General features: G+C 66.0%; 17 protein-coding genes. 8 read left to right on the top strand and 9 right to left on the bottom strand.

Features of this window, described 5'->3' with window-relative positions; all coding sequences use genetic code 11:
• The first annotated feature begins 664 nt into the window (after positions 1-664).
• The 8 genes from D5084_RS01275 to D5084_RS01310 all read left to right on the top strand — a co-directional run bounded on the left by D5084_RS01275 (position 665) and on the right by D5084_RS01310 (position 10,397).
• Positions 665-1,735, top strand: a complete 1,071-nt coding sequence (locus tag D5084_RS01275) for a transporter substrate-binding protein (RefSeq protein ID WP_128513691.1) — start codon at positions 665-667, stop codon at positions 1,733-1,735.
• Positions 1,732-2,334: an ANTAR domain-containing response regulator gene (locus tag D5084_RS01280; RefSeq protein WP_128513692.1), complete on the top strand. Its 603-nt coding sequence runs from the start codon at positions 1,732-1,734 to the stop codon at positions 2,332-2,334. The genes D5084_RS01275 and D5084_RS01280 overlap by 4 nt, the downstream gene beginning before the upstream one ends.
• Complete coding sequence (locus D5084_RS01285) at positions 2,312-3,193, top strand: ABC transporter permease (RefSeq protein ID WP_128513693.1); 882 nt, start codon at positions 2,312-2,314, stop codon at positions 3,191-3,193. Before D5084_RS01280 ends, D5084_RS01285 begins: the two co-directional genes overlap by 23 nt.
• Entirely contained in the window at positions 3,193-4,113 is a 921-nt protein-coding gene (locus D5084_RS01290) for an ABC transporter permease (RefSeq protein WP_128513694.1), read from the top strand. The genes D5084_RS01285 and D5084_RS01290 overlap by 1 nt, the downstream gene beginning before the upstream one ends.
• A gap of 18 nt (positions 4,114-4,131) precedes the next feature.
• Positions 4,132-5,745: an ABC transporter substrate-binding protein gene (locus D5084_RS01295; RefSeq protein ID WP_128513695.1), complete on the top strand. Its 1,614-nt coding sequence runs from the start codon at positions 4,132-4,134 to the stop codon at positions 5,743-5,745.
• Positions 5,746-6,705, top strand: coding sequence for an acetamidase/formamidase family protein (locus tag D5084_RS01300; protein ID WP_128513696.1), 960 nt, complete (start codon positions 5,746-5,748; stop codon positions 6,703-6,705). It begins immediately after the preceding gene.
• A complete protein-coding gene (locus D5084_RS01305) occupies positions 6,702-8,483 on the top strand; it encodes an ABC transporter ATP-binding protein (protein WP_128513697.1) in 1,782 nt (593 codons plus the stop codon). Before D5084_RS01300 ends, D5084_RS01305 begins: the two co-directional genes overlap by 4 nt.
• Positions 8,484-8,681: 198 nt before the next feature.
• The gene (locus tag D5084_RS01310) at positions 8,682-10,397 is read left to right on the top strand and encodes a cation:proton antiporter (protein WP_128513698.1); all 1,716 of its coding nucleotides are present in this window, start codon (positions 8,682-8,684) and stop codon (positions 10,395-10,397) included.
• Between the two features lie 96 nt (positions 10,398-10,493).
• Here D5084_RS01310 and D5084_RS01315 read toward each other — a convergent pair whose 3' ends face one another.
• The 9 genes from D5084_RS01315 to D5084_RS01355 all read right to left on the bottom strand — a co-directional run bounded on the left by D5084_RS01315 (position 10,494) and on the right by D5084_RS01355 (position 21,731).
• Positions 10,494-11,888: an aspartate aminotransferase family protein gene (locus tag D5084_RS01315; RefSeq protein WP_128513699.1), complete on the bottom strand. Its 1,395-nt coding sequence runs from the start codon at positions 11,886-11,888 to the stop codon at positions 10,494-10,496.
• A 229-nt stretch (positions 11,889-12,117) separates the two neighbouring features.
• On the bottom strand, positions 12,118-12,774 hold the full coding sequence (locus D5084_RS01320; RefSeq protein WP_128513700.1) for a GntR family transcriptional regulator: 657 nt from the start codon (positions 12,772-12,774) through the stop codon (positions 12,118-12,120).
• A gap of 81 nt (positions 12,775-12,855) precedes the next feature.
• Positions 12,856-14,430 carry a glycoside hydrolase family 43 protein gene (locus D5084_RS01325; RefSeq protein WP_128513840.1) on the bottom strand — a complete coding sequence of 525 codons (1,575 nt, stop codon included), beginning with the start codon at positions 14,428-14,430 and terminating at the stop codon, positions 12,856-12,858.
• A 97-nt stretch (positions 14,431-14,527) separates the two neighbouring features.
• Positions 14,528-15,661, bottom strand: coding sequence for a Gfo/Idh/MocA family protein (locus tag D5084_RS01330; protein ID WP_128513701.1), 1,134 nt, complete (start codon positions 15,659-15,661; stop codon positions 14,528-14,530).
• A gap of 12 nt (positions 15,662-15,673) precedes the next feature.
• Positions 15,674-16,423, bottom strand: a complete 750-nt coding sequence (locus D5084_RS01335) for a sugar phosphate isomerase/epimerase family protein (protein ID WP_128513702.1) — start codon at positions 16,421-16,423, stop codon at positions 15,674-15,676.
• 14 nt (positions 16,424-16,437) lie between these two features.
• Entirely contained in the window at positions 16,438-18,810 is a 2,373-nt protein-coding gene (locus tag D5084_RS01340; RefSeq protein ID WP_128513703.1) for a beta-mannosidase, read from the bottom strand.
• Between the two features lie 4 nt (positions 18,811-18,814).
• Complete coding sequence (locus D5084_RS01345) at positions 18,815-19,894, bottom strand: ABC transporter ATP-binding protein (RefSeq protein ID WP_128513704.1); 1,080 nt, start codon at positions 19,892-19,894, stop codon at positions 18,815-18,817.
• Positions 19,895-19,897: 3 nt separating this feature from the next.
• The gene (locus D5084_RS01350; RefSeq protein WP_128513705.1) at positions 19,898-20,806 is read right to left on the bottom strand and encodes a carbohydrate ABC transporter permease; all 909 of its coding nucleotides are present in this window, start codon (positions 20,804-20,806) and stop codon (positions 19,898-19,900) included.
• Complete coding sequence (locus D5084_RS01355) at positions 20,799-21,731, bottom strand: carbohydrate ABC transporter permease (protein ID WP_128513706.1); 933 nt, start codon at positions 21,729-21,731, stop codon at positions 20,799-20,801. Before D5084_RS01355 ends, D5084_RS01350 begins: the two co-directional genes overlap by 8 nt.
• Between the last annotated feature and the right edge of the window lie 21 nt (positions 21,732-21,752).

Here is a 21,752-nt window from a genome sequence, read left to right on the forward strand (position 1 = left end):
AGACCCCGGGTGCAATACACCGTGGCCGTGGTCGCCAAGAACTCCATCGTGCCGCTTCCGAATGACAGGCTGATCCGCCCACTCTGCCGCGAGGGAGCTTTTCGGCACCTTCCGCCGCCCGGACACCGTTCCCGCCCACGACCACATGGCCTTGGCCGTGATGGCCGTCCTGACTTCTCAACTGGGCCCGCGCGTCCCGGAAGATGTCTCGGCCTTGGGCTTCGACCCTACCGGGACGGATCGCCATGACGAAAGCCGCCCTTCAGCGCCTTGCCTGCGCCGAGGGGGGCCGGGGACCGGCATTGTCCGCGATGGTCCGGCAGATGCCCGGGCAAGGTCTCCGCTTTCCCTTGCCGCGGACGGATGTCCGTCTGTTTGTGAAACCCCGTGCGCGGCGATGGCGGAGTCAGGCTCCGGCACGGCTGACGAGGTGTCAGGCCGTTGACCAGGTGACTGCGGTCCGGCACCCCCGGATGCCCGAAGATTGACCATTCGGCCAGGGGACCCAGGCCTTTGCGGAAGAAAATCGACAAGAGGCCTTGACCCGCGTCGGGCCACGCATATCGTCGGGAGACAAATCGACGATCAGTGATGTGGCACTCGGGCCTTGCACGCAGACGAATGGACGTCTGCGACAAGGCCCTTTGACGTTTGGGGAACGGGATTGAAACGGCAGATCAAGCTGGGGCTCCTTCTGTCGCGCTCGGGCAGCTATTCGCTGATCTCCGAGGCCTGCCGCTCGGGCGCGCTGGCGGCGATTGCGCGGGTCAACGGCGACCCGGACCTGGACCTGAGCTTTGTCCCCGTCGAGCGCGATCCCGGCGGCAACATCGACGCCTATGCGCCGCTTTGCGAGGAAATCCTGCGCGATGCCGGGGCCCGGCACATGGTGGGTTGCGTCACCTCGTGGAGCCGGAAGGAGGTCATCCCGACGGTCGAGAAATACGGTGGCACGCTGTGGTATGCCGTGCCCTATGAGGGCTTCGAGGCGTCGGACCATGTGGTCTACACCCATGCCTGTCCGAACCAGCACCTTCTGCCGCTGCTTGACTGGGTGATGCCCGCGCACGGGCGCCGGGCCTATCTGACCGGCTCGAACTATATCTGGGGCTGGGAGATGAACCGTCTGGCCCGCGAGAGGATCACGGCGGCGGGCGGCGAGGTTCTGGGTGAACGCTACCTGCCCATCGGATCGCGCGACGTGGGCCGGATGATCGAAGAGGTCCGTTTTGCCCGGCCGGACTTCATCCTGAATTCGCTCATCGGGCCGTCGTCCTATGAATTCATGGCTGCCTATCGCGCCCTGGGACTGGAGGATGCCGCCTTCCGGCCTGACCGCTGCCCGGTCCTGTCCTGCAACGTCACCGAATGCGAGCTGCCTGCGCTCGGTCAGGCCGCCGAGGGGCTGGTGGCGGCGGGACCGTATTTTCGCGGCGCGCCCGGGGCGGGCAATTTCGGGTCGTCGCACGAAGCGGCGGCGTTTTCGGCGGTGATGGAACTGGCGCGGCTTCTGGCGGGGCGCGAGGGTTCCGAGACCTGGCCGTTGTCGCAGCTTCTGGCCGGTCGGGGCGGGATCGTGGACCCGGAGACACATCACACCGTCCTTCCGGTGGTCATCGCCCGGGTTGAAGGCGGGGCCTTCAGGACGCTGAAGCGGTGGGAGGCGGTGGCGGGCGACCCCTACCTTACCCGCAGCCGGTCGATCCCGACCCCAAGCCTGCGGGTGGTGTCATGAAGCGCCGCGCGATCCGCATTCCGAACCTCGGCGGGGCGCAGGCGATCATCCTGCATCGACCGCATCCGACCGTGCAGGCGCTCAGCCGCCAGCTGACGGCCATCGGCCTGCAAGTGGTGCAGACCTGGCCCGAACTGGGGCCCGAGGCGCTGGCCGCCGACTACATCTTCTTCGACGCCGACATGGGCCATGACGGGATGTTCCCGTGGGAGCCGGGCCAGCCACCGATCCCGATGATCGCGCTGATCGGCTCCGAGGCTCCGGGCCGGATCGAATGGTCGCTGAAGGTCGGATCTCATGCCCAGCTTCTGAAGCCCGTGGGCGACAGCGGGGCCTATTCGGCACTGCTGATCGCGCGGGACGCCTTTGACGCGCAAAAGGCGCTGTCGGCCGAAATCGCCGACCTGCGGCGGCGGCTGGAGGAGCGACAGACCGTGGTCCGCGCCGTGACACTCCTGGCCGCGCGGGGCAAGTCCGACGCCGAGGCTTATGCGCAACTGCGCCAGATGGCGATGGCCTGGCGGATCAGCTTCGAGGATGCGGCGGCGCGGATCGTCGCGGCGCAGGGGGGCGCGGATGACCGATCCGAGCGTCGTTGACGTCCCTCCACAGGGCGCGCTGGCCCGGCTTCTGCGGCGGAAGCTGGCGCTGTTCGGGCTGGCGATCATTGTCCTGGTGGTGGCCGGCGCGGTCTTTGCCCCCTGGATCGCACCTTTCGACCCGAACGACCAGATGTTCGACGGGCTGACCCTGGAAGGCGCGCCGATGCCGCCGGACGGGAAATTCCTGATGGGGACCGACCTTCTGGGCCGCGACCTTCTCAGCCGGCTCCTCTATGGCGCGCAGACCTCGCTGGTCATCGGGGTCGTGGCGAATGGCCTTGCGCTGGTGATCGGCACGCTGGTCGGCATCACCGCCGGCTTCTTCCGGGGCTGGATCGGAGGTGTGCTGATGCGCTTCACCGATCTGATGATGGCCTTCCCTGCCCTTCTCCTCGCCATCTGCCTCGCCGCGATCTTCCAGCCCTCGCTCTGGATCGTCGCCATGGTCATCGCGCTGGTGAACTGGGTGCAGACGGCGCGGGTGATCTATACCGAGACCTCGTCTCTGGCCACGCGCGACTTCATCGCGGCGGAACGCACGCTGGGCGCAAGCACCCCCCGCATCCTTTTCCGCCACATCCTGCCGCACCTTCTGCCCACGATCATCGTCTGGGGCACGCTGGGGATTTCCACGACGGTCCTTCTGGAGGCGACGCTCAGCTTCCTCGGCATCGGGGTCCAGCCGCCCACGCCAAGCTGGGGCAACATCATCTTCGAGAACCAGACCTACTTCCAGACCGCGCCCTGGCTGGTCTTCATCCCCGGCGCTGCGATCATCCTTCTGGCACTGGCCTTCAACCTGGTCGGCGACGCGTTGCGCGACGTGCTGGACCCGACACAAAGGGGGCGCGACTGATGGCCGCCTATCTGATCCGCCGACTGATCCAGTCCGCGCTGATCCTCCTTGGCGTCAGCTTCATCACCTTCTTCCTTCTGTTCGTCCTGCCCGCCGACCCGGTGCGCCAGATCGCCGGACGCTCCGCCACCGCCGAGACGGTGGAGAACATCCGCCAGCAGCTTGGCCTCGATAAGCCGTTCATCGTGCAATACGGCCGCTACCTGGGCGCGCTGCTGCAAGGCGACATGGGGCGCAGCTACCTCCAGAAGACCGAGGTCGCAGACCTGATCCTGTCGCGCCTGCCGGCCACGCTGCTGCTGATGCTGGGGGCTATCGCCTGCGAACTGGTCCTGGGCCTGACGATGGGGATCATCGCCGCACTGTGGCGCGGAAGGGCGCTGGACCAGACGCTGATGGTGACTTCCTTCGTCACCGTCTCGGCCCCGCAATTCGTGGTCAGCCTGCTTCTCCTTTACGTCTTCGCGGTGAAGCTGGGCTGGTTCCCGATCGGCGGCTACGGGACCTTTGCCCATCTCGTCCTCCCGGCCGTCACCTTGGGCATTCTCGGCTCCGGCTGGTATTCCCGCATGATGCGGTCCTCGATGATCGACGTCTTGCGCGCCGACTATATCCGCACCGCCCGCGCCAAGGGCCTGACCCGCGCGCGGATCGTGCTGCGCCATGCCCTGCCCAACGCCATCCTGCCCGTCATCGCGATGATCGGCATCGACATCGGCATCTTCATGGGCGGGATCGTCGTGGTGGAATCCGTCTTCGGCTGGCCCGGCATCGGGCAACTGGCCTGGCAGGCCATCCAGCGCGTGGACATCCCGATCATCATGGGCGTCACGCTGGTCTCGGCCTTTGCCATCGTGCTGGGCAACCTGCTGGCCGACCTCATCGCCCCCCTCATCGACCCCCGGATCCGTCTTCGCTAACCCAACAGGAGAGAAAGAATGAAAAGACTGCTCGCCTCTACCGCCGTCATGCTGGCCCTGGCCCTGCCTGCCCTGGCACAGGACTACACACCCGACCCCGCCGCGAAACCCGGCGGGTCGATCACCGTCACCTACAAGGATGACGTGGCGACGCTGGACCCGGCCATCGGCTACGACTGGCAGAACTGGTCGATGATCAAATCGCTGTTCGACGGGCTGATGGATTATGTCCCGGGCACCACGACGCTGCGCCCGGGCCTTGCGGAAAGCTACGAGATTTCCGAGGACGGGCTGACCTACACCTTCAAGCTGCGCGCAGGGGTCAAGTTCCACAACGGGCGCGAGATGACGGCCGAGGACGTGAAATACTCGCTGGACCGGGTGACCAACCCCGAGACGCAGTCGCCGGGCGCGGGCTTCTTCAGCGCCATCGCCGGGTTCGAAAACGCCGGGCCGGGGGGCCTTTCGGGGGTCGAGGTCGTGGACCCGCTGACGGTGAAGATCACCCTGTCCCGCCCCGATGCGACCTTCCTGCATGTCATGGCGCTGAACTTCGCCTCTGTCGTCCCGAAAGAGGCTGTGGACGAGGCCGGGGCCGATTTCGGCAAGAAGCCGGTGGGAACCGGGGCCTTCAAGCTGGCGGAATGGACGCTGGGCCAGCGGCTGGTGTTCGAGAAGAACGCCGACTACTGGCGTCCGGGCGTGCCGTTCCTCGATTCGGTCGTGTTCGAGGTCGGGCAAGAGCCGGTCGTCGCCCTTCTGCGCCTGCAAAACGGCGAGGTGGACGTCCCCGGCGACGGCATCCCGCCCGCCAAGTTCACCGAGGTGATGGGCGACCCGGCCCAGGCCGCGCGGGTGGTCGTCGGCGGGCAGCTGCACACCGGCTACATCACGCTGAACGTCACGATCCCGCCCTTCGACAAGCTCGAGGTCCGCAAGGCGGTGAACATGGCGATCAACAAGGACCGGATCGTCCAGATCATCAACGGCCGCGCGGTTCCGGCAACCCAGCCGCTGCCGCCCTCGATGCCGGGCTATACCGAAGGCTATGCGGGCTATCCCTACGACCCCGAGGGGGCAAAGGCGCTCTTGGCCGAGGCGGGGCTGGCCGACGGTTTCGAGACCGAGCTTTACGTGATGAACACCGACCCGAACCCGCGCATCGCGCAAGCGATCCAGCAGGACCTCGCGGCCATCGGGATCAAGGCGAACATCCAGAACCTCGCCCAGGCCAACGTGATCGAGGCCGGGGGTGCTGGCACCGCGCCGATGATCTGGTCGGGCGGCATGGCATGGATCGCCGACTTCCCCGATCCGTCGAACTTCTACGGCCCGATCCTCGGCTGCGCCGGCGCGGTCGACGGCGGCTGGAACTGGTCCAAGTTCTGCGACCCGGTGCTGGATGCCAAGGCCGCCGAGGCCGACAGCATGGCTGACCCGGCCAAGGCCGAGGAGCGGCTGAAGCTCTGGTCCGACGTCTACATGGGCGTGATGGAACAGGCCCCCTGGGTCCCGGTCTTCAACGAGGAGCGCTACACGATGAAGTCGGAACGCATGGGCGGCGAGGATGCGCTTTACGTCGATCCGGTCTCGATCCCGGTCAACTACGATTACGTCTGGGTCAAAGAGTAAATGTGCAAGGCCTGCGACTACACGATCCACGGCGCGCAGCATCATTTCGGCTGGGACAACTCGCTCCCGCCCGCGCTGCGCGTCGCACCGGGCTCGACCATCGAGTTCCACTGTCATGATTCCTCGGCGGGCCAGCTTGGCCCGTCGTCCACCCTGCAAAGCGTCATCGACCTCGACTTCGGCAAGATCAACCCGGTGTCGGGGCCGATCTGGGTGGACGGGGCGAAACCCGGCGACGTGCTGAAGGTGACGCTGGAGGGTTTCGCCCCGAAGGTGTTCGACGGCAAGGGCTTCGGCTGGACGGCGAACATTCCGGGCTTCGGCCTTCTGGCCGACCAGTTCACCGACCCTGCGCTGTGCCTGTGGTCCTACGACCCGGTCAGCATGGAACCGGCGATGTGGGGCAAGTCCGCCCGCGTGCCCTTGAAGCCCTTCTCCGGCACCATCGGCAATGCTCTCGCTGAACCCGGCCTCCACTCCGTCGTCCCGCCCCGGCGCGTCGGCGGCAACCTCGACATCCGCGACCTGACGGCGGGCGTCACGCTGTATCTGCCGGTCGAGGTGGAGGGCGCGCTCTTCAGCGTCGGCGACACCCATGCCGCCCAAGGCGACGGCGAGGTCTGCGGGACGGCGATCGAAAGTCCGATGAACGTGGTCCTCACGCTGGACCTGGTGAAGGACCAGCCGCTGAAAACCCCGCGCTTCACCACTCCCGGGCCGGTGACGCGGCACCTGGACGCCAAGGGCTATGAGGCGACGACGGGCATCGGGCCGGACCTGATGACAGCGGCCCGGGACGCGGTGTCGGGGATGATCGACCTTCTCACGAGGCAGCAGGGCATCTCGGCGGTGGACGCCTACATGCTCTGCTCGGTCTGCGGCGACCTGAGGATTTCGGAAATCGTGGACATGCCGAACTGGGTCGTCAGCTTCTACTTCCCCCGGGTCGTCTTCGAATGACCCTTGCGGAAGCCTTGCCAGCGTCCGGGGCGGCCCCCGCCCCGGAGACCGTCCTGCGGGTCGAGGGGCTGTGCGTCTCGGCCCGGACGGAACAGGGGCTGAAACCCCTGGTTCAGGATCTGTCTTTCGATTTGCGCAAGGGCGAGACCCTGGCCATCGCCGGGGAAAGCGGCTCGGGCAAGTCGATCACGTCGCTTGCCATCATGGGCCTGCTGCCGCAACCCGCCGTCCGCGTGACCGGGGGCAGCATCCGGTTCGGTCAGCAGGACCTGACCGCGCTCTCCGAATCCGCCCTGCGGCAGGTCCGGGGCGACCGGATCGCGATGATCTTCCAGGAGCCGATGACCTCTCTCAACCCGGTCATGACCGTTGGCGCGCAACTCTCGGAAGCAATCCGCGCGCACGCGCCCGTCGGCCGGACCGAAGCCCGCCGTCGCGCCATCGAAGCCCTTCGCGCCGTCCGCCTGTCGGAACCCGAACGGCGGATGGGCCAGTATCCGCACGAACTGTCCGGCGGCATGCGCCAGCGGGTGATGATCGCCATGGCCCTTGCCTTGCGACCCGAAGTTCTGATCGCCGACGAACCCACCACGGCACTGGATGTGACCGTGCAGCGCGAGGTGCTGGACCTTCTGCGGGATTTGCAGGCGCGGCTCGGCACCGCGATCATCCTCATCACGCATGACATGGGCGTGGTCGCCGAAATGGCCAACCGAGTCATCGTCATGCAGCAGGGCCGCCAGGTGGAAACCGCGTCGACCGAAGACATCTTCGGTCGCCCGCAGGCGGCCTATACCCAGGCCCTGCTCGCGGCTGTCCCGCGTCTGGGTCAGGGCTCTGCGCGCGCGCCTGTCACCGGCGAGCCGATTGCCCGGCTGTCCGACGTCGTGGTCCGCTATCCGCTGCGCGGCGGTCTGCTTGGCAGGATCACCCACAACGTCCACGCTGTCGATCATGTCAGCTTCGACATCCGCAAGGGCGAGACCTTCGCGCTGGTGGGCGAATCCGGCTGCGGCAAGTCCACCATCGCCAAGGCCCTCGTCGGCCTGGCCCCGCACCAGGGCCGGATCGAGATCGGCGGGCAGGCGATGCAAGGGCTGGACCCCGCGGGCATGAAGGCGATGCGCCGCCGCGTGCAGATGGTGTTCCAGGACCCGATGGCGGCCTTGAACCCGCGGATGAAGGTGGGCGAGCTGATTGCCGAGCCGCTGGTGATCCACGACATCGGCGATGCCGCCAGCCAGCGCGCCCGCGCCGCCGACCTGATGGCCCGCGTGGGGTTGGAAGCCAGCCATCTTGACCGCTATCCTCATGAATTTTCCGGCGGCCAGCGCCAGCGCATCTGCATCGCGCGCGCGTTGGCCCTGCAACCCGACCTCATCATCGCCGACGAAAGCGTCTCGGCGCTGGATGTCTCGGTCCAGGCGCGGGTGCTTGACCTGCTTCGGGCGCTCCAGTCCGAATTCGGCATGTCTTATCTGTTCATCAGCCATGACATGGCGGTCGTCGACAACATCTCGGACCGGGTCGCGGTGATGTTTCTGGGACAGATCGTCGAGATGGGAACCCGCGCGCAGATCTTCGGCAATCCCCAGCACCCCTATACCCGCCGCCTGATCGAAGCGGTTCCGATACCCGACCCAAGGCTGAAACGCCTGTCCCGTCCGCGCGACGCTTCCGAAGTCCCCAGCCCCGTGCATCGCCCCGGCCATGAGCCGGCGCGGGTCATCCTGCGGGACATCGGTGACGGCCACCTGGTAGGCACATCGGTCGGATAGGACCGGCAGGCGCGGAAACTCCCGGCGTTGTCGGGATCGCGGCGTCGATTGACACAAGTCATTCGAAACCGGCTATGCTTCGCTATCCTTCACCAAACCGCACAAGACGCAAAAGGCCATGCCGCAGGACCAGCATCGGACAGTGCCCGGACCGACCAACGCCGAATCGCATCATCGGGATGCGGGCCGGGCGTCGTGATGCCGGGTCTCGCCCCTTTTGCCGAAGTGGCCCTGCTTCTGGTCATGGCCGCAGGGATCGGGCTGATCGGCACACTGGCGCGCCAGCCGCTGATCGTCAGCTTCATCGCCGTGGGCCTGATCGCTGGGCCGTCGGCCCTGGATGTCGTGCGGTCGGACGCGCAGATCGAGCTTCTGTCCGAGCTTGGCATAGCGGTGCTGCTGTTCCTTGTCGGCATCAAGCTGGACGTCAAGCTGATCCGGTCGCTGGGTGTCGTCTCGGTGCTCACCGGGCTTGGGCAGGTCCTCTTCACCGCCTTCTTCGGTTATCTGATCGGCCTCGCCCTTGGGCTGGGTCACATCACCAGCCTCTATGTCGCGGTCGCGCTGACGTTTTCCTCGACCATCATCATCGTCAAGTTACTGTCCGACAAGCGCGAGATCGACGCGCTGCATGGCCAGATCGCGCTGGGGTTCCTGATCGTCCAGGACCTCGTGGTGGTGCTGGCGATGATCGTGCTGTCGGCCATCGGCATCGGCGCGGCCGAGGATGGGCATGGCGGGGGGTCGGTGGCCACCGTTCTGGCCTCGGGGCTGGCGCTGGTCGCCGCGGTGGTCGTGTTCGTGCGCTATGTCGCCAATCCGCTGACCGAACGGCTGGCCCGTACGCCCGAGCTTCTGGTGATCTTCGCCATCGCGCTGGCCGCCATGTTCGCCGCCTTTGGCGACCACGTCGGCCTTGGCAAGGAAGTCGGCGGTCTGATGGCAGGCGTCGCGCTCGCCTCGACGCCCTACCGCGAGACCATCGCCGCCCGGCTCGCGCCCTTGCGGGACTTCCTGCTCCTGTTCTTCTTCATCGCCCTCGGGGCCACGCTGGACCTGTCGCTTCTGGGCATGCATGTCGCCGGGGCGATCCTGTTCTCGCTTTTCGTGCTGATCGGCAACCCTTTGATCGTGCTCGCGATCATGGGCGCCATGGGCTACCGCAAGCGCACCGGATTCCTCGCCGGGCTGACGGTGGCGCAGATCAGCGAATTCTCCCTGATCTTCGTCGCGATGGGCGTCTCGCTGGGCCATGTGACCGAGGACGCGCTTGGCCTTGTCACCATGGTCGGCCTCGTGACCATCGCCGCATCGACCTACATGATTACCTATTCGCACCAGCTTTATGCGCTGTTCGAGCCCGTGCTTGGCATCTTCGAACGCAAATCCACCCCGCGCGAGCCGTCCGAGGCCGGGGCCCATGCGGCCGAACGTTATAAGGTCATCCTCTTCGGTCTGGGCCGGTTCGGCACCGCCATCGGGCTCAGGCTGCACAAGCGCGGCATCCGGGTGCTGGGCGTCGACTTCAACCCGCAGGCGGTGCGGCGCTGGCGGTCCCTCGGGCTCGACGCCGATTTCGGTGACGCCAGCGATCCCGAATTCGTCGCCGAACTGCCGTTTCAGGGGGCCGAGTGGATGGTCTCGACCGTACCGATCCACCTCACCGGCCTCAGCCACGAAGACACCCGCCGGACCCTGATCCAGCTCGCGCGCTCGGCCGGGTTCTCGGGCCGGATCGCGGCAGCCTCGCACAACACCAGCGACAGCGCGGCCCTGTCCGATATCGGCGTCGATCTGGTGCTGGAGCCGTTCCAGGACGCTGCCGACCGGGCCGTGGAACTGCTCTGCGGCGCCGCAACCGAGGACCGGACGGACTTCCCCGAAATCGCCTCCGAGGGCCGGGAGACGGTGTGACGGCAGGACGGTCCGGCCACCTGCCCGAGATGCGACGCCCTCCCGGTCCGCGGCACCACCGAACGTCGGTCCGCCAGTCGACGGCGGGTGCCCGCCTCAGGCCTCTACCCAGAGCCCTTCGTCCTTCACGATCCTGTAAGCCTCGTCCAGCGACTTCCGCGCGCGTTCGATCAGCACGTCGATCTCCTCTGGCTTGATCACCAGCGGAGGGGCAATGATCATCCGGTCGCCGACGTGCCGCATGATGAGGTTGTTGGCAAAGCACCGCTCGCGGGTCTTGAACCCGACGGTCCCGGCCTCGCTGGCGAATTTCGCCCGCTTGGCCTTGTTCGGGGTCAGCGCGATGGACCCCATCAACCCGACCAGCTTCGCCTCGCCGACCATCGGGTGATCGGTCAACGCTTCCCAGCGTTCCTTCAGATAGGGATGCGCCACGTCGCGGACATGCTCGACGATCCGCTCGTCCTGCATGATCCGCAGGTTCTCCAACGCCACCGCCGCCGCCACCGGATGGCCCGAATAGGTGTAGCCGTGGAAGAACTCGCCGCCGCCGCCGACCACCTCGGCCACTTCGTCGCAGACGATGCTGCCCCCGATCGGCTGATACCCCGACGACAGCCCCTTGGCGATGGTCATGATATGCGGCTTGATCCCGAAGGTCTCGGACCCGAACCAGTTCCCGGTGCGGCCAAAGCCGGTGATGACCTCGTCGGCGATCAGCAGGATCCCGTACTTGTCGCAGATGCGCTGAATTTCCGGCCAGTAGGTTTTCGGCGGAATGATGACCCCGCCCGCGCCCTGGACGGGCTCGCCGATGAAGGCGGCCACGTTGTCCGGCCCCAGTTGCAGGATCTTCTCCTCCAGCTGCCGTGCGCGGGCAAGGCCGAACTCGTCCTCGGACATGTCCCCGCCCTCACCCCACCAGTAGGGCTGGTCGATATGCTCGATCCCGTCGATCTTGCCGCCATGGGCATGGATCGGCTTCATGCCCCCCAACGAGCCGCCACCCATCGTGGAGCCGTGATAGCCGTTCCACCGCGCGATGATCGTCTTGCGCCAGGGCATCCCCTTCACGTCCCAGTACCGGCGCACCAGACGGATATTGGTATCATTCGCCTCCGAGCCCGAGCCGGCAAAGAACACGTGGTTCAGATCACCGGGGGCCAGCTTCGCGATCTCCGCCGCCAGGGCGATCGCCGGCACATGCGTCGTCTGGAAGAAGGTGTTGTAGTAGGCCAACTCCTCCATCTGCCGCGCCGCGACCTGAGCCAGCTCCTTGCGGCCGTAGCCGATGTTGACGCACCACAGCCCCGCCATCCCGTCGATGATCCGGTTGCCTTCGCTGTCGGTCAGCCAGACGCCCTCGCCCCGGGTGATGACCCGCGCGCCCTTGGCCGCCAGCCCCGCCTTGTCGGTGAAGGGATGGAAATGGTGCGCGGCGTCCAGACGCTGCAACTCGGCCGTGGGCATGTGATTGGTGATCATGTTCATCGGGGAATCCTCGCGGAAGCGGCAGGACCGGATGCCCCGCCTTTGCCGCAGGATATGATCAAACAAGGCGGCGTTCAAGAAATTTGATCAAATTATTCGCCTTCCCTGGTCCTTGCCCATTTCCCAAATACTCCGGGGGTTTGGGGGCAGCGCCCCCATCGCCCGAGGAGGAGGCGAAGCCCGACGACGAGACAAGAGCCTCGCGCGCCAGCGCTCAATCTGGAAACCGTCAGTGACTCTCGGCCAGCGCCTGACGGATATGGTCCACGCCCTGCTGGATGTCACGCTCGATGGCAGATCCCAGGGCCTTCGCATCCCCTGCCCGCATGGCCGCCAGGGCCACGCGATGCAGGTCCGGCGCGACCTCGCGGCCGTATCGGCCGATCACGGCCCGAAGGCCCGGCCCCGCCCGCAGCCAGAGCGACCGCGCAAGGTCCAGCAGCACCGGCGCCTCTGCCGCCTCATACAGGGCAAAGTGGAAGGCATGGTTCGCCGCCAGATAGTCCGGCAGCTTTCCGGCCTCGATGGCCCGGTTGACCGCCCCGTCGATGGCCTCCAGCCGGTCGATCTGTGCCCCCGTCAGCTTGGGCGCCGCCAGTTCCGCCAGCCTCGGCTCGATCGCCAGCCGCGCGAAGGCCACCTGCTCCAGCAGGTCCACCGACAGTTCCGGCACCGCCACCCGCCGGTTGCCCTGCGGCAGAAGCGCCCCTTCCGCCGTCAGCCGCCGGATCGCCTCGCGCACCGGGGTCATGCCCGCGCCCAGATCGCCGATAAGCCCCTGGATCGTCACGGGGGCTCCCGGCGCCAGATGCCCGAACAGGATCATGTCACGCAGCCGCGCATAGGTGACCTCGTGGCTGGGGATCTTGCGGGCGTCGCTGTCCATCGGGGCTCCCTTCGGCTAAGGCCCTTTATGACGCCATCTCACCGGCAATCAAGAGTTGATCAAATCCCGCGCGCGCATTCCTCAATCCGCTTTGGGCGCATAGCGGAACCGGGTCACATCCGCCGTCCAGCCCTGCCCCGTCAGGTCATGCGCGACGACCCCGACAAAGGCCCCGGTAAAGCTCGCATGCTCCCCGCGCCCGCCCTCGTCCGACACCACCGAGGCATCCAGCTCCGGCCCCACCGCCGCCCCGTTCACGCTGAACCTCTGCACCGCCCGGTTGACCGTCACGCCCAGCGTGACCTTGCCCTCCGCCACAGGGAAGTGCCCGTGGAAGGTCAGCGCCTCGCCCGGCCAGTCGCCCAGGCACGAGACCAGCGTCACCACCCGTTTGCCACCCTCGCGCGTCACCAGCGCCGCATGGAACTTGTGCCGGTTGTAGTAGGTGATCAGCCCCGCCACCCGCTGCCAGTTGGGCGGGTCGGCCAAAAGGTCGCACTCGACCTCATAGGCCGGCTCGTCCTGCCGCCGCGCCACGAGGCTCTGCTCGAACCATGACCCCAGGCTTTCCCGCCCGATCAGGCGCAGCGCCGTGCCGGTCATGCGGAAGATCCGCTCTGGCTGTGGCGTCCGCAGCCACTGGAAATCCATCGGCAGGTCCGGTCCCCGGAAGTCATACTCCACCGCCGCCGGATCGATGCGCTCCACCGGCAGGTCGATCGTCGTGGGCGGCAGCATCCCCCCGTCCTTCAGCCACAGCCAGCCGTCACGCCAGACGACCTCGGCCAGCCCCGTCTCGCGCCCTGTCGCGCAGAACCGCCCCCGAGGCCCCTGCTGCGGTCGCCCGCACAGGAAGGAATGCCAGAACCGGCCGTCATGGCCTTCGACATACTGCCCATGCCCCATCCGCTGGATCGGGTTTTCCGGGTTGAAGCGGGCGGTGATCAGATGCTTCTGCGGATGCGTCTCATAGGGCCCCCGGATGTCCCGCGACCGCGCCAGCGTCACCGCGTGGTCATAGCCCGTGCCCCCCTCCGCCGTGGTCAGGTAGTAATACCCGTCATGCCAGAACAGATGCGGCGCTTCGGTCAGGCCAAGGTCGGTGCCGGTGAAGATCGTCGTCACCTCGCCAAGAAGACCCCTCTCGGGATGCCATTCCTGCAACTCGATCCCGTCGAAGGCGTCATGCGCCGGGTTCAGCCCCGTCCCCTTGCCGCGATGGTTCCAGCGCATGTTGACGAACCACTTGCGCCCGTCCCGGTCGTGGAACAAGGACGGGTCGAACCCCGAGGAATTGACGTAGGTCGGGTCCGACCAGTCCCCCTCCACCGTCTCGCAGGTGACGATGTAGTTGTGCGCGTCCTTGAACGCCCCATCCAGCCGCTTCACGTCCGTATAGACCAGCCAGAACTTCCCGTCCGCGTGGGACAGGCACGGCGCCCAGATGCCGCAGCTGTCGGGGTTCCCCCGCATGTCCAGCTGGCTCGCCCGCCGCAGCGGCCGCGCCACCAGCTGCCAGTTCACCAGATCGCGCGAGTGATGAATCTGCACCCCCGGATACCATTCGAAGGTCGAGGTGGCGATATAGTAATCCTCGCCCACACGGCAGAAGGACGGGTCGGCGTTGAAGCCGCGGATCACGGGGTTTTCCAGCATCATCAACCTCTTGTCATGGATACGGGCGGAGGGAGCCCTCACTCCCCCCGCCCGCCCGCGACCGACCTGACAGGGAGGTGTCAGGCCAGGCCAACCCTCAGCGCATCAGCGCCCGCGCCTCGTCGGGAGACAGCGCCGCGGGCCGGGTGCAGGTGGTCGTCAGCGTGACGAACTCGCCCCTCTCGCCCGATGTCAGGCAGGCGGTCATCACGTCCACCCCGTGCAGCGTGCGTTCCAGAGAACAGCGCGCATCGCGCCCGGCCTGAAGCGCCGCCACCATGTCGGCCAGCCCCGCGGTGCGATAGTTGGCCAGCATCCCCAGCTTGGGATGTTCCTGGTTCGGCACTCCGAACGGATGATCCCAGGGCGCGACCGTGGTCAGATTGCCCGCCTTGTCCGCCACCTCGACCGTCCCGCCGAAGAAGTTCGGGTCCGGCACATACAGGGTCCCTTCCGTGCCGTAGAACTCGAAATGGTTGCGCTTGTGGTGCCAGACGTCCCAGCTCGTGGTCAGGTTCACCACCGCGCCGTTGTGGAACTCCAGCAGAGCATGAATGTTCGTCGGCGTCTTGACCGGGATCGCCTGCCCCGCCCGCGCGCCGGACCCGATGGTCCGCGTCGGCGTCTGCGACGAGGTCATCGCCCCCACCCGTTTCACCGGGCCCAGGAGGTTGATGAGGTTCGCCACATAATAGGGCCCCAGGTCCAGCATCGGCCCCGCGCCGGGCAGGAAGAAGAACTCCGGGTTCGGATGCCAGCCCTCGGGCCCGTGGTTCTGCACGCAGGCGACCGCCGTGGTGATCCGGCCCACGCCGCCCTCATCGACCAGAGCGCGCGCCTGCTGATGCGCCCCACCCAGGAAGGTGTCGGGCGCACAGCCCACCGCCAGCCCCTTCGACGCCGCCAGATCGCGCAGCGTCTTGCCTTCCTCCAGCGTCAGGACCAGCGGCTTTTCCGAATAGGCGTGCTTCCCTGCCTCCAGAATCCGCTTCGTCACCGCGTAGTGCGCGTCCGGGATGGTCAGGTTGATGACCACATCCACGTCCTTGTTCGCCAGAAGGTCATCCACCGACTGCGCCTTGACGCTGAACTCCTCGGCCCGCGCCTTCGCGGCCTCCATGTTCACGTCGGCGACGGCGCGCACCTCCAGCCCCTTGAACAGAGGCGCCAGCCGCAGATAGGCGCTGGAGATGTTGCCGCACCCGATGATCCCGATCCCAAGATTTGCCATTTTTCCCATTCCTCAGAAAGCCTTGGCCGAAGCGATCGACCGCGAGGCGAACCGCGCGTCATCCTTCGGGTTGTCGTGTTCCATGACGAAGTGCCTGACCCCGATCTTCCGCAGCGCGGCCATGATCGTCTTCCAGTCCACGGTGCCGTGACCGACATCCGCCCAGCCGTCCTCGTCCCTGTTCTCGCCCGCCGGCGCGATGTCCTTCACATGCGCCGCGGTGATCCGGTCCTTGTATCTCTCGATCCAGGCCAGAGGGTCCGCGCCGCCCCGGATCACCCAGGCCACGTCCATCTCCCATTCCAGGTCCGGCCCGCCTTCGAAGATGCGGTCCTGCGGCATGGACCCGTCGGGCAGAGCCTTGAACTCGAAGTCGTGGTTGTGCCAGCCGAAGCCGTATCCGGCGGCCTTGTAGGGCGCCCCGGCCTTTTCCAGCCGCTGCCCGAAGGCCACCCAGCCCGCCGCGTCGGTCGGGCGGTCCTCGGGCATGATGTAGGGGCAGTAAAGCCGCTCCATCTTCAGCGCGCGGGCGATGCCCAGCACCTTTTCCACCTCGGTTTCCAGCTGTTGCAGCCCGAAATGCCCCGTCGGCATGGTCAGCCCGGTGGCGGCCAGTCCCTCCGCCGTCGCCGCCACCGCCGCATCGTCGGCATAAAGCGCGCCATAGCCTTCCACGGCCGTGTAGCCCGCCTTCGACACCATCTCGAAGGTCCGCGACATGGGCGGGAAGTTGCGCGAGGAATAGAGTTGATAGCTGAACATGAAGGGTCCTTTCGTCAGCCGCCACAGGTGGCGGAATGGAGATCTCTGAAGGTGAAGGCGGGCACCGCCGAGGGATCCTCGGGGGTGAAGGTGATCGTGGCCGGATGGCCGGGGAACAGCGTCACGGCATTGGTGGAAAAGCGTCCCGGAACTTCAGATTCCACCGCAACAAACGGCGCGAGTGCCTTGACCTGCAAAGTCAATTTCCAAACGTCGTTATCGCGCCGGATATCCGCTTTCAGTCCCGAGGGCTTGAGGTCATAGCCCTTCCACGGCTTCGGCGCATGGACGTCCCCGCCCTGTGCATCGCCGCTCCAGGTGAAAGCAAGAACCTCATCCGGGCGCAAAGCCTCAGGGGGCAGAACCATAAATTCGACCGCCATATCGGGAGAGACCGTGACCGTCGCCTCCCGCAGCTTGCGCGTTGAACCATCCATCGCTGCGGCATTGGCCGTGACCGTGATGGTCACTGCCTCGGGCCGGTCATTCACTGCGCGCAAGACGATCCCGCCGTCCTGCGGCACCGCTGTGACCAGCACCGGCGCATAGAACCGCGCCGCCATGTGGTGCAGAAGCTTCCAGTTTCCGCCGTGATCGAGGCTCGACCACGAACACACCGGCCAGGTGTCATTGAGCTGCCAGTAAAGCGTGCCCATGCAATGCGGCTTGAGGCTCCGCCAATGCGTCACCGCCGTCTTGATCGCCAGCGCCTGTTGAACCTGAGAGACATAGACGAAGTTCGGAAAATCCACCGGAAAGCGGAAATAGCGGAACATGGTTTCAGCGATCCGCGCATTCCCGCCGGGGTTCTTCTGGTGGCTCTCCATCACGGGGCTCGCGATGTTCCAGTCCTGCGGGTCGGCGAACTGCCGGATCACCGACAACGAGGGGTAGGACTGGAAGCCGAATTCCGAACAGAACCGGGGGCTTACGTCGCGATAGTGATCGAAGTCGCGCCCCTCGTGCCAGACAGACCAGAAATGCATGTCGCCCGATGAGTCGTCGTGCCAGGCGTCGCCGAAGGCCAGGGGCCCCGGCGAAGGCGACGAAGGCCACCAGTTCGCCCCCGGCAGAACCGAGTGCAGCGCGGCCTCGACCGTCCGGTTCAGCCGGTCATAGTTCACCAGATAGCGGTCGCGGTCCTTGCGGCTTTCCGGGAACCAGGTCAGCGCCCCGATCAGCTCGTTGTCGCCGCACCAAAGTGCAAGGCAGGCGTGGTGGCTGATCCGGCCCACCACATCGCGGACCTCGGCATCGACCTCGGCCAGGAACTCGGGCGTCGATGGGTAAAGGTGGCAGGCGAACATGAAATCCTGCCAGACCATCAGCCCCAACTCGTCGCAGAGGTCGTAGAACCAGTCGGGTTCATATCGCCCGCCGCCCCAGACGCGGATCATGTTCATGTTCGCGTCCACCGCCGATTGCAGCAGCCCCCGCACCGCCGCACGCGTGATCCGTCCGAACAGCGCATCCGCTGGAATCCAGTTCGCGCCCCTGGCAAAGACTGCGCGGCCGTTGACCTGCACCCCGAAGGACCGTCCGGCCGCGTCCGGCTCGGACACAAGCCGCATGTCCCGCAGGCCGATCCACTTGACCGAAGTCGCCCCGCCTCCCGTCAGCACAAGCTCGTGCAGTACCTGCGCCCCTTGCCCGGCAGGCCACCACAGCACCGGATCGCGGATGACCAGCGACAGCTTCGCCACCCCGCCCACTACAGGCGCGGTTTGTGTGACGCCACAAAGACTTGCCGTCACATCCTCAGATGTCGCATCAACCGTCAGCCGCACCTCGACCTGGCCGCGGGAATGCACCTGTTCCACCAGCACATCGCCGATCCGGGGGCCGACAGGCTCCAGCCGGATGCAGCCCGAGACCCCGAAAATCCCCAGCGCGATGTTCCAGTCCCAGCCGAAATCGCATTGCTGCTTGCGCAGCATGTTGGCATGCGGGATGGGACCGTTCACCTGCTGATAGGGGATCGGAAACGGCATCCGTGCCGCCCGCGCCGCAGCCTCGAGCGCCGGAGAGCGGAAGAGGATCTCCACTGCGTTCTCCCCCGGTTTCAGCGCCGCCGAGACATCCACCCGCCAGCGCCGATGCACATTGGCGGCCGACAGGACCGTGACCCCGTTCAGCCGCACCTCGGCCACGCAGTCCAGCCCCTCGACCACCAGCACGCCCGGGCTGCCGTCATGGGCGAAGCTGCGCCGCGCCAGCCAGTCGCACTCGGATACCCAGCGGCAGTCGTATTCGTTGCGGCCGAGGTAGGGTTCGGGGATCACGCCGGCGCGGACGAGGGCCGAAACCCCGTCCCCCGGCAGGTCGAACGCCACGACATGGGCGCCGCTTTCGTCCGAAAGCGTCCAGACGCCCGCAAGGTCGAGCATGATCTCAGATCCTCTGTTCCGTCTTCGCGTCGAAAAGCGAAGCCTTGGGAATATCCAGCCCCAGATGCACTTTCGTCCCCGCCGGAAGCCGCCCCTCGACCGGGACCCGCACGCTGAGGTTCGCGCCCTCGGCCTTCAGCCACAGCAGGCTGTCGGCGCCGAGATGTTCGTCGATCTCGACCTCGGCAGGGATCGAGGGGCCGGCGATGGGCGTCGTCGAAACCGTGATGTGCTCGGGCCGCACGCCCAGGATGGCATCGTCCCGCTCCAGCACCGCGCCGCCTTCATAGCCGGCAAGGTCGATCTTCGTGGAGCCGAACTGGAACGCCCGTCCCCCGTCCACCGTGCGCCCCTTCAGGAAGTTCATCGACGGGCTGCCCAGGAAGCCCGCGACGAACAGGTTTGCGGGGCGGTTGTAGATCTCCAGGGGTGCCGCCAGCTGCTGGATCACGCCCCCCTTCATCACCGCGATGCGATCGGCCAGCGTCAGCGCCTCGATCTGGTCGTGCGTGACATAGACCATCGTGTTGCCCAGCTGGTTGTGCAGCCGCTTGATCTCGACCCGCAATTCGCTGCGCAATTTGGCGTCGAGGTTCGACAAGGGCTCATCGAACAGGAACACGTCCACGTCGCGCACCAGCGCCCGGCCGATGGCCACCCGCTGCCGCTGCCCGCCCGAAAGCGCCGCCGGTTTCCGGTCCAGAAGCGGCTGGATCTGCAGGATCTCTGCCGCGCGCGCGATCCGCTTGTCGATCTCGGCCTGCGGCACGCGCGCGTTCTTCAGCCCGAAGGACAGGTTCCCCCGCACCGTCATCTGCGGATAGAGCGCATAGGACTGGAACACCATCCCGATGCCCCGGTCGCTGGGTTCGGCCCAGGTGACGTTCTTCCCCTTGATCCAGATCTGCCCGTCGGTGATGTCCAACAAGCCCGCAAGGCAGTTCAGAAGGGTCGATTTCCCGCAACCCGACGGGCCCAAGAGCACAACGAACTCCCCCTCGGCCACGTCGAGGTTCATGTTCTTCAGAACCGAAACCGAACCGAAGTTCAGCGTCAGGTCCTTGACTTCAATCGAATTTCCCATGTGTCAGCCTTTCACGGCACCAGCGGCGATACCGCGCACGAAAAGTTTGCCCGAGACGAAGTAGACCACCAGCGGCACAAGGCCGGTCAGCAGCGTCGCGGCCATGTTGACGTTGTATTCCTTCACCCCCTGGACCGAGTTGACGATGTTGTTCAGCTGCACCGTCATCGGGTAATAGGCGGGCTTGGTGTAGACCACCCCGAACAGGAAGTCGTTCCAGATCCCCGTCACCTGAAGGATGAGGGCCACCACGAAGATCGGCAGGCTCATCGGCAGCATGATGCGGAAATAGATGCCCCAGAACCCCGCCCCATCGACGCGCGCGGCCTTGAACAGCTCTTCCGGGATGGAACTGAAGTAGTTGCGGAACAGAAGCGTCAGGATCGGCATCCCGAACACCGAATGCACCAGAACCAGACCCCAGAGCGAGCCGTAAAGCCCCATTTCCCGCAACAGGATCACGATGGGATACAGCATGATCTGATAGGGGATGAAGGACCCGAAGATCAGGATGGTGAAGAAGATGTCCGATCCCTTGAACTTCCAGTTGATCAGCGCGTAGCCGTTCACCGATGCGATGGCGATCGACAGGATCACCGAAGGCACGGTGATGATGACGCTGTTCCAGAAGCCGCGGGAAAGGCCGTCGCAGTTCAGGCCCGTGCAGGCCTCGGACCAGGCCTTGACCCAGGGCTGGAAGGTGATCTCGACCGGCGGGGCGAAGATGTTGCCAAGGCGCACCTCGGGCATGCCCTTCAGGCTGGTCATCACCATCACATACAGGGGCAGCAGGTAATACAGGCATACCACGATCAGGATGCCGTAAAGCATGATGTTGCGGGGGCTCAGCGCGCGCTTCGGCCTGGCCCCGCGCGGGCCGGTCATGGCGGAACTCATCGACAGGTCAGCCATGCTTCTTGCCTCCGAATTCCAGATAGGCCCAGGGGATCAGGACGATCAGCACGGACAGCAGCATCATGGTCGAGGCCGCAAAGCCCTGGCCCAGATTCTGCGCCTGGAACATGTAGTCGTAGACATACATCGCCGGCACCTGACTGGCATTGCCGCCGGGCCCGCCGCTCGTCATGGCGACGACCAGGTCGTAAAGCCGGATGATGCCGCTGGCCACGATGACCAGCGTGGTGATGAACACGGGCCGCATCATCGGGATGATGACCATGACATAGGTCTTCCAGGTCGGGATGCCGTCAACGCGCGCGGCCTTCCAGATGTCCTCGTCGATGCCGCGCAGGCCCGCCAGCATCAGGCACATCACGAACCCCGTGCCCTGCCAGAGCCCGGCGATCAAAAGGCCGTACAGCACCGTCTGCGGATTGTTCAGCGGATCGAAGCTGAAACTCGTCCAGCCCATGTCGCGCACGACGCCCTGGATGCCGAACTGCGGGTTCAGGATCCACTGCCAGACCAGCCCCGTCACGATGAAGGACAGGGCAAAGGGATACAGCATGATGGTGCGGAACGTGTCCTCGAAACGGATCTTCTGGTCCATCAGCACCGCCAGGATGAAGCCCATCGTCACGGTGAAGACCAGCGACATCACGCCGTAGAACATCAGGTTCTCGATCGAGATCAGCCAGCGGTTCTGCGACCACAGCCTTTCGTACTGATCGAAGCCGACCCAGCGCAGCCGCGGCAACAGCTTGGAATCGGTGAAGGAATAGACGACGGTCCAGATCGTCCCGCCGACGAAGACCACCAGCGCCGTTGCGATCATCGGGATCGCCGCGATCTTTGCGCTGATGTTGCGGGTCCAGCGCGCTCTCGGACGCGCCTCCGCCCCCTGGCGGCCAGTCGCCGCCTCGGTGGTAGATGCCATCGGTTCCCTCCCAACCGTCGG

Source organism: Tabrizicola thermarum, assembly GCF_003574395.1.
Classification (GTDB): Bacteria; Pseudomonadota; Alphaproteobacteria; order Rhodobacterales; family Rhodobacteraceae; genus Tabrizicola; species Tabrizicola thermarum.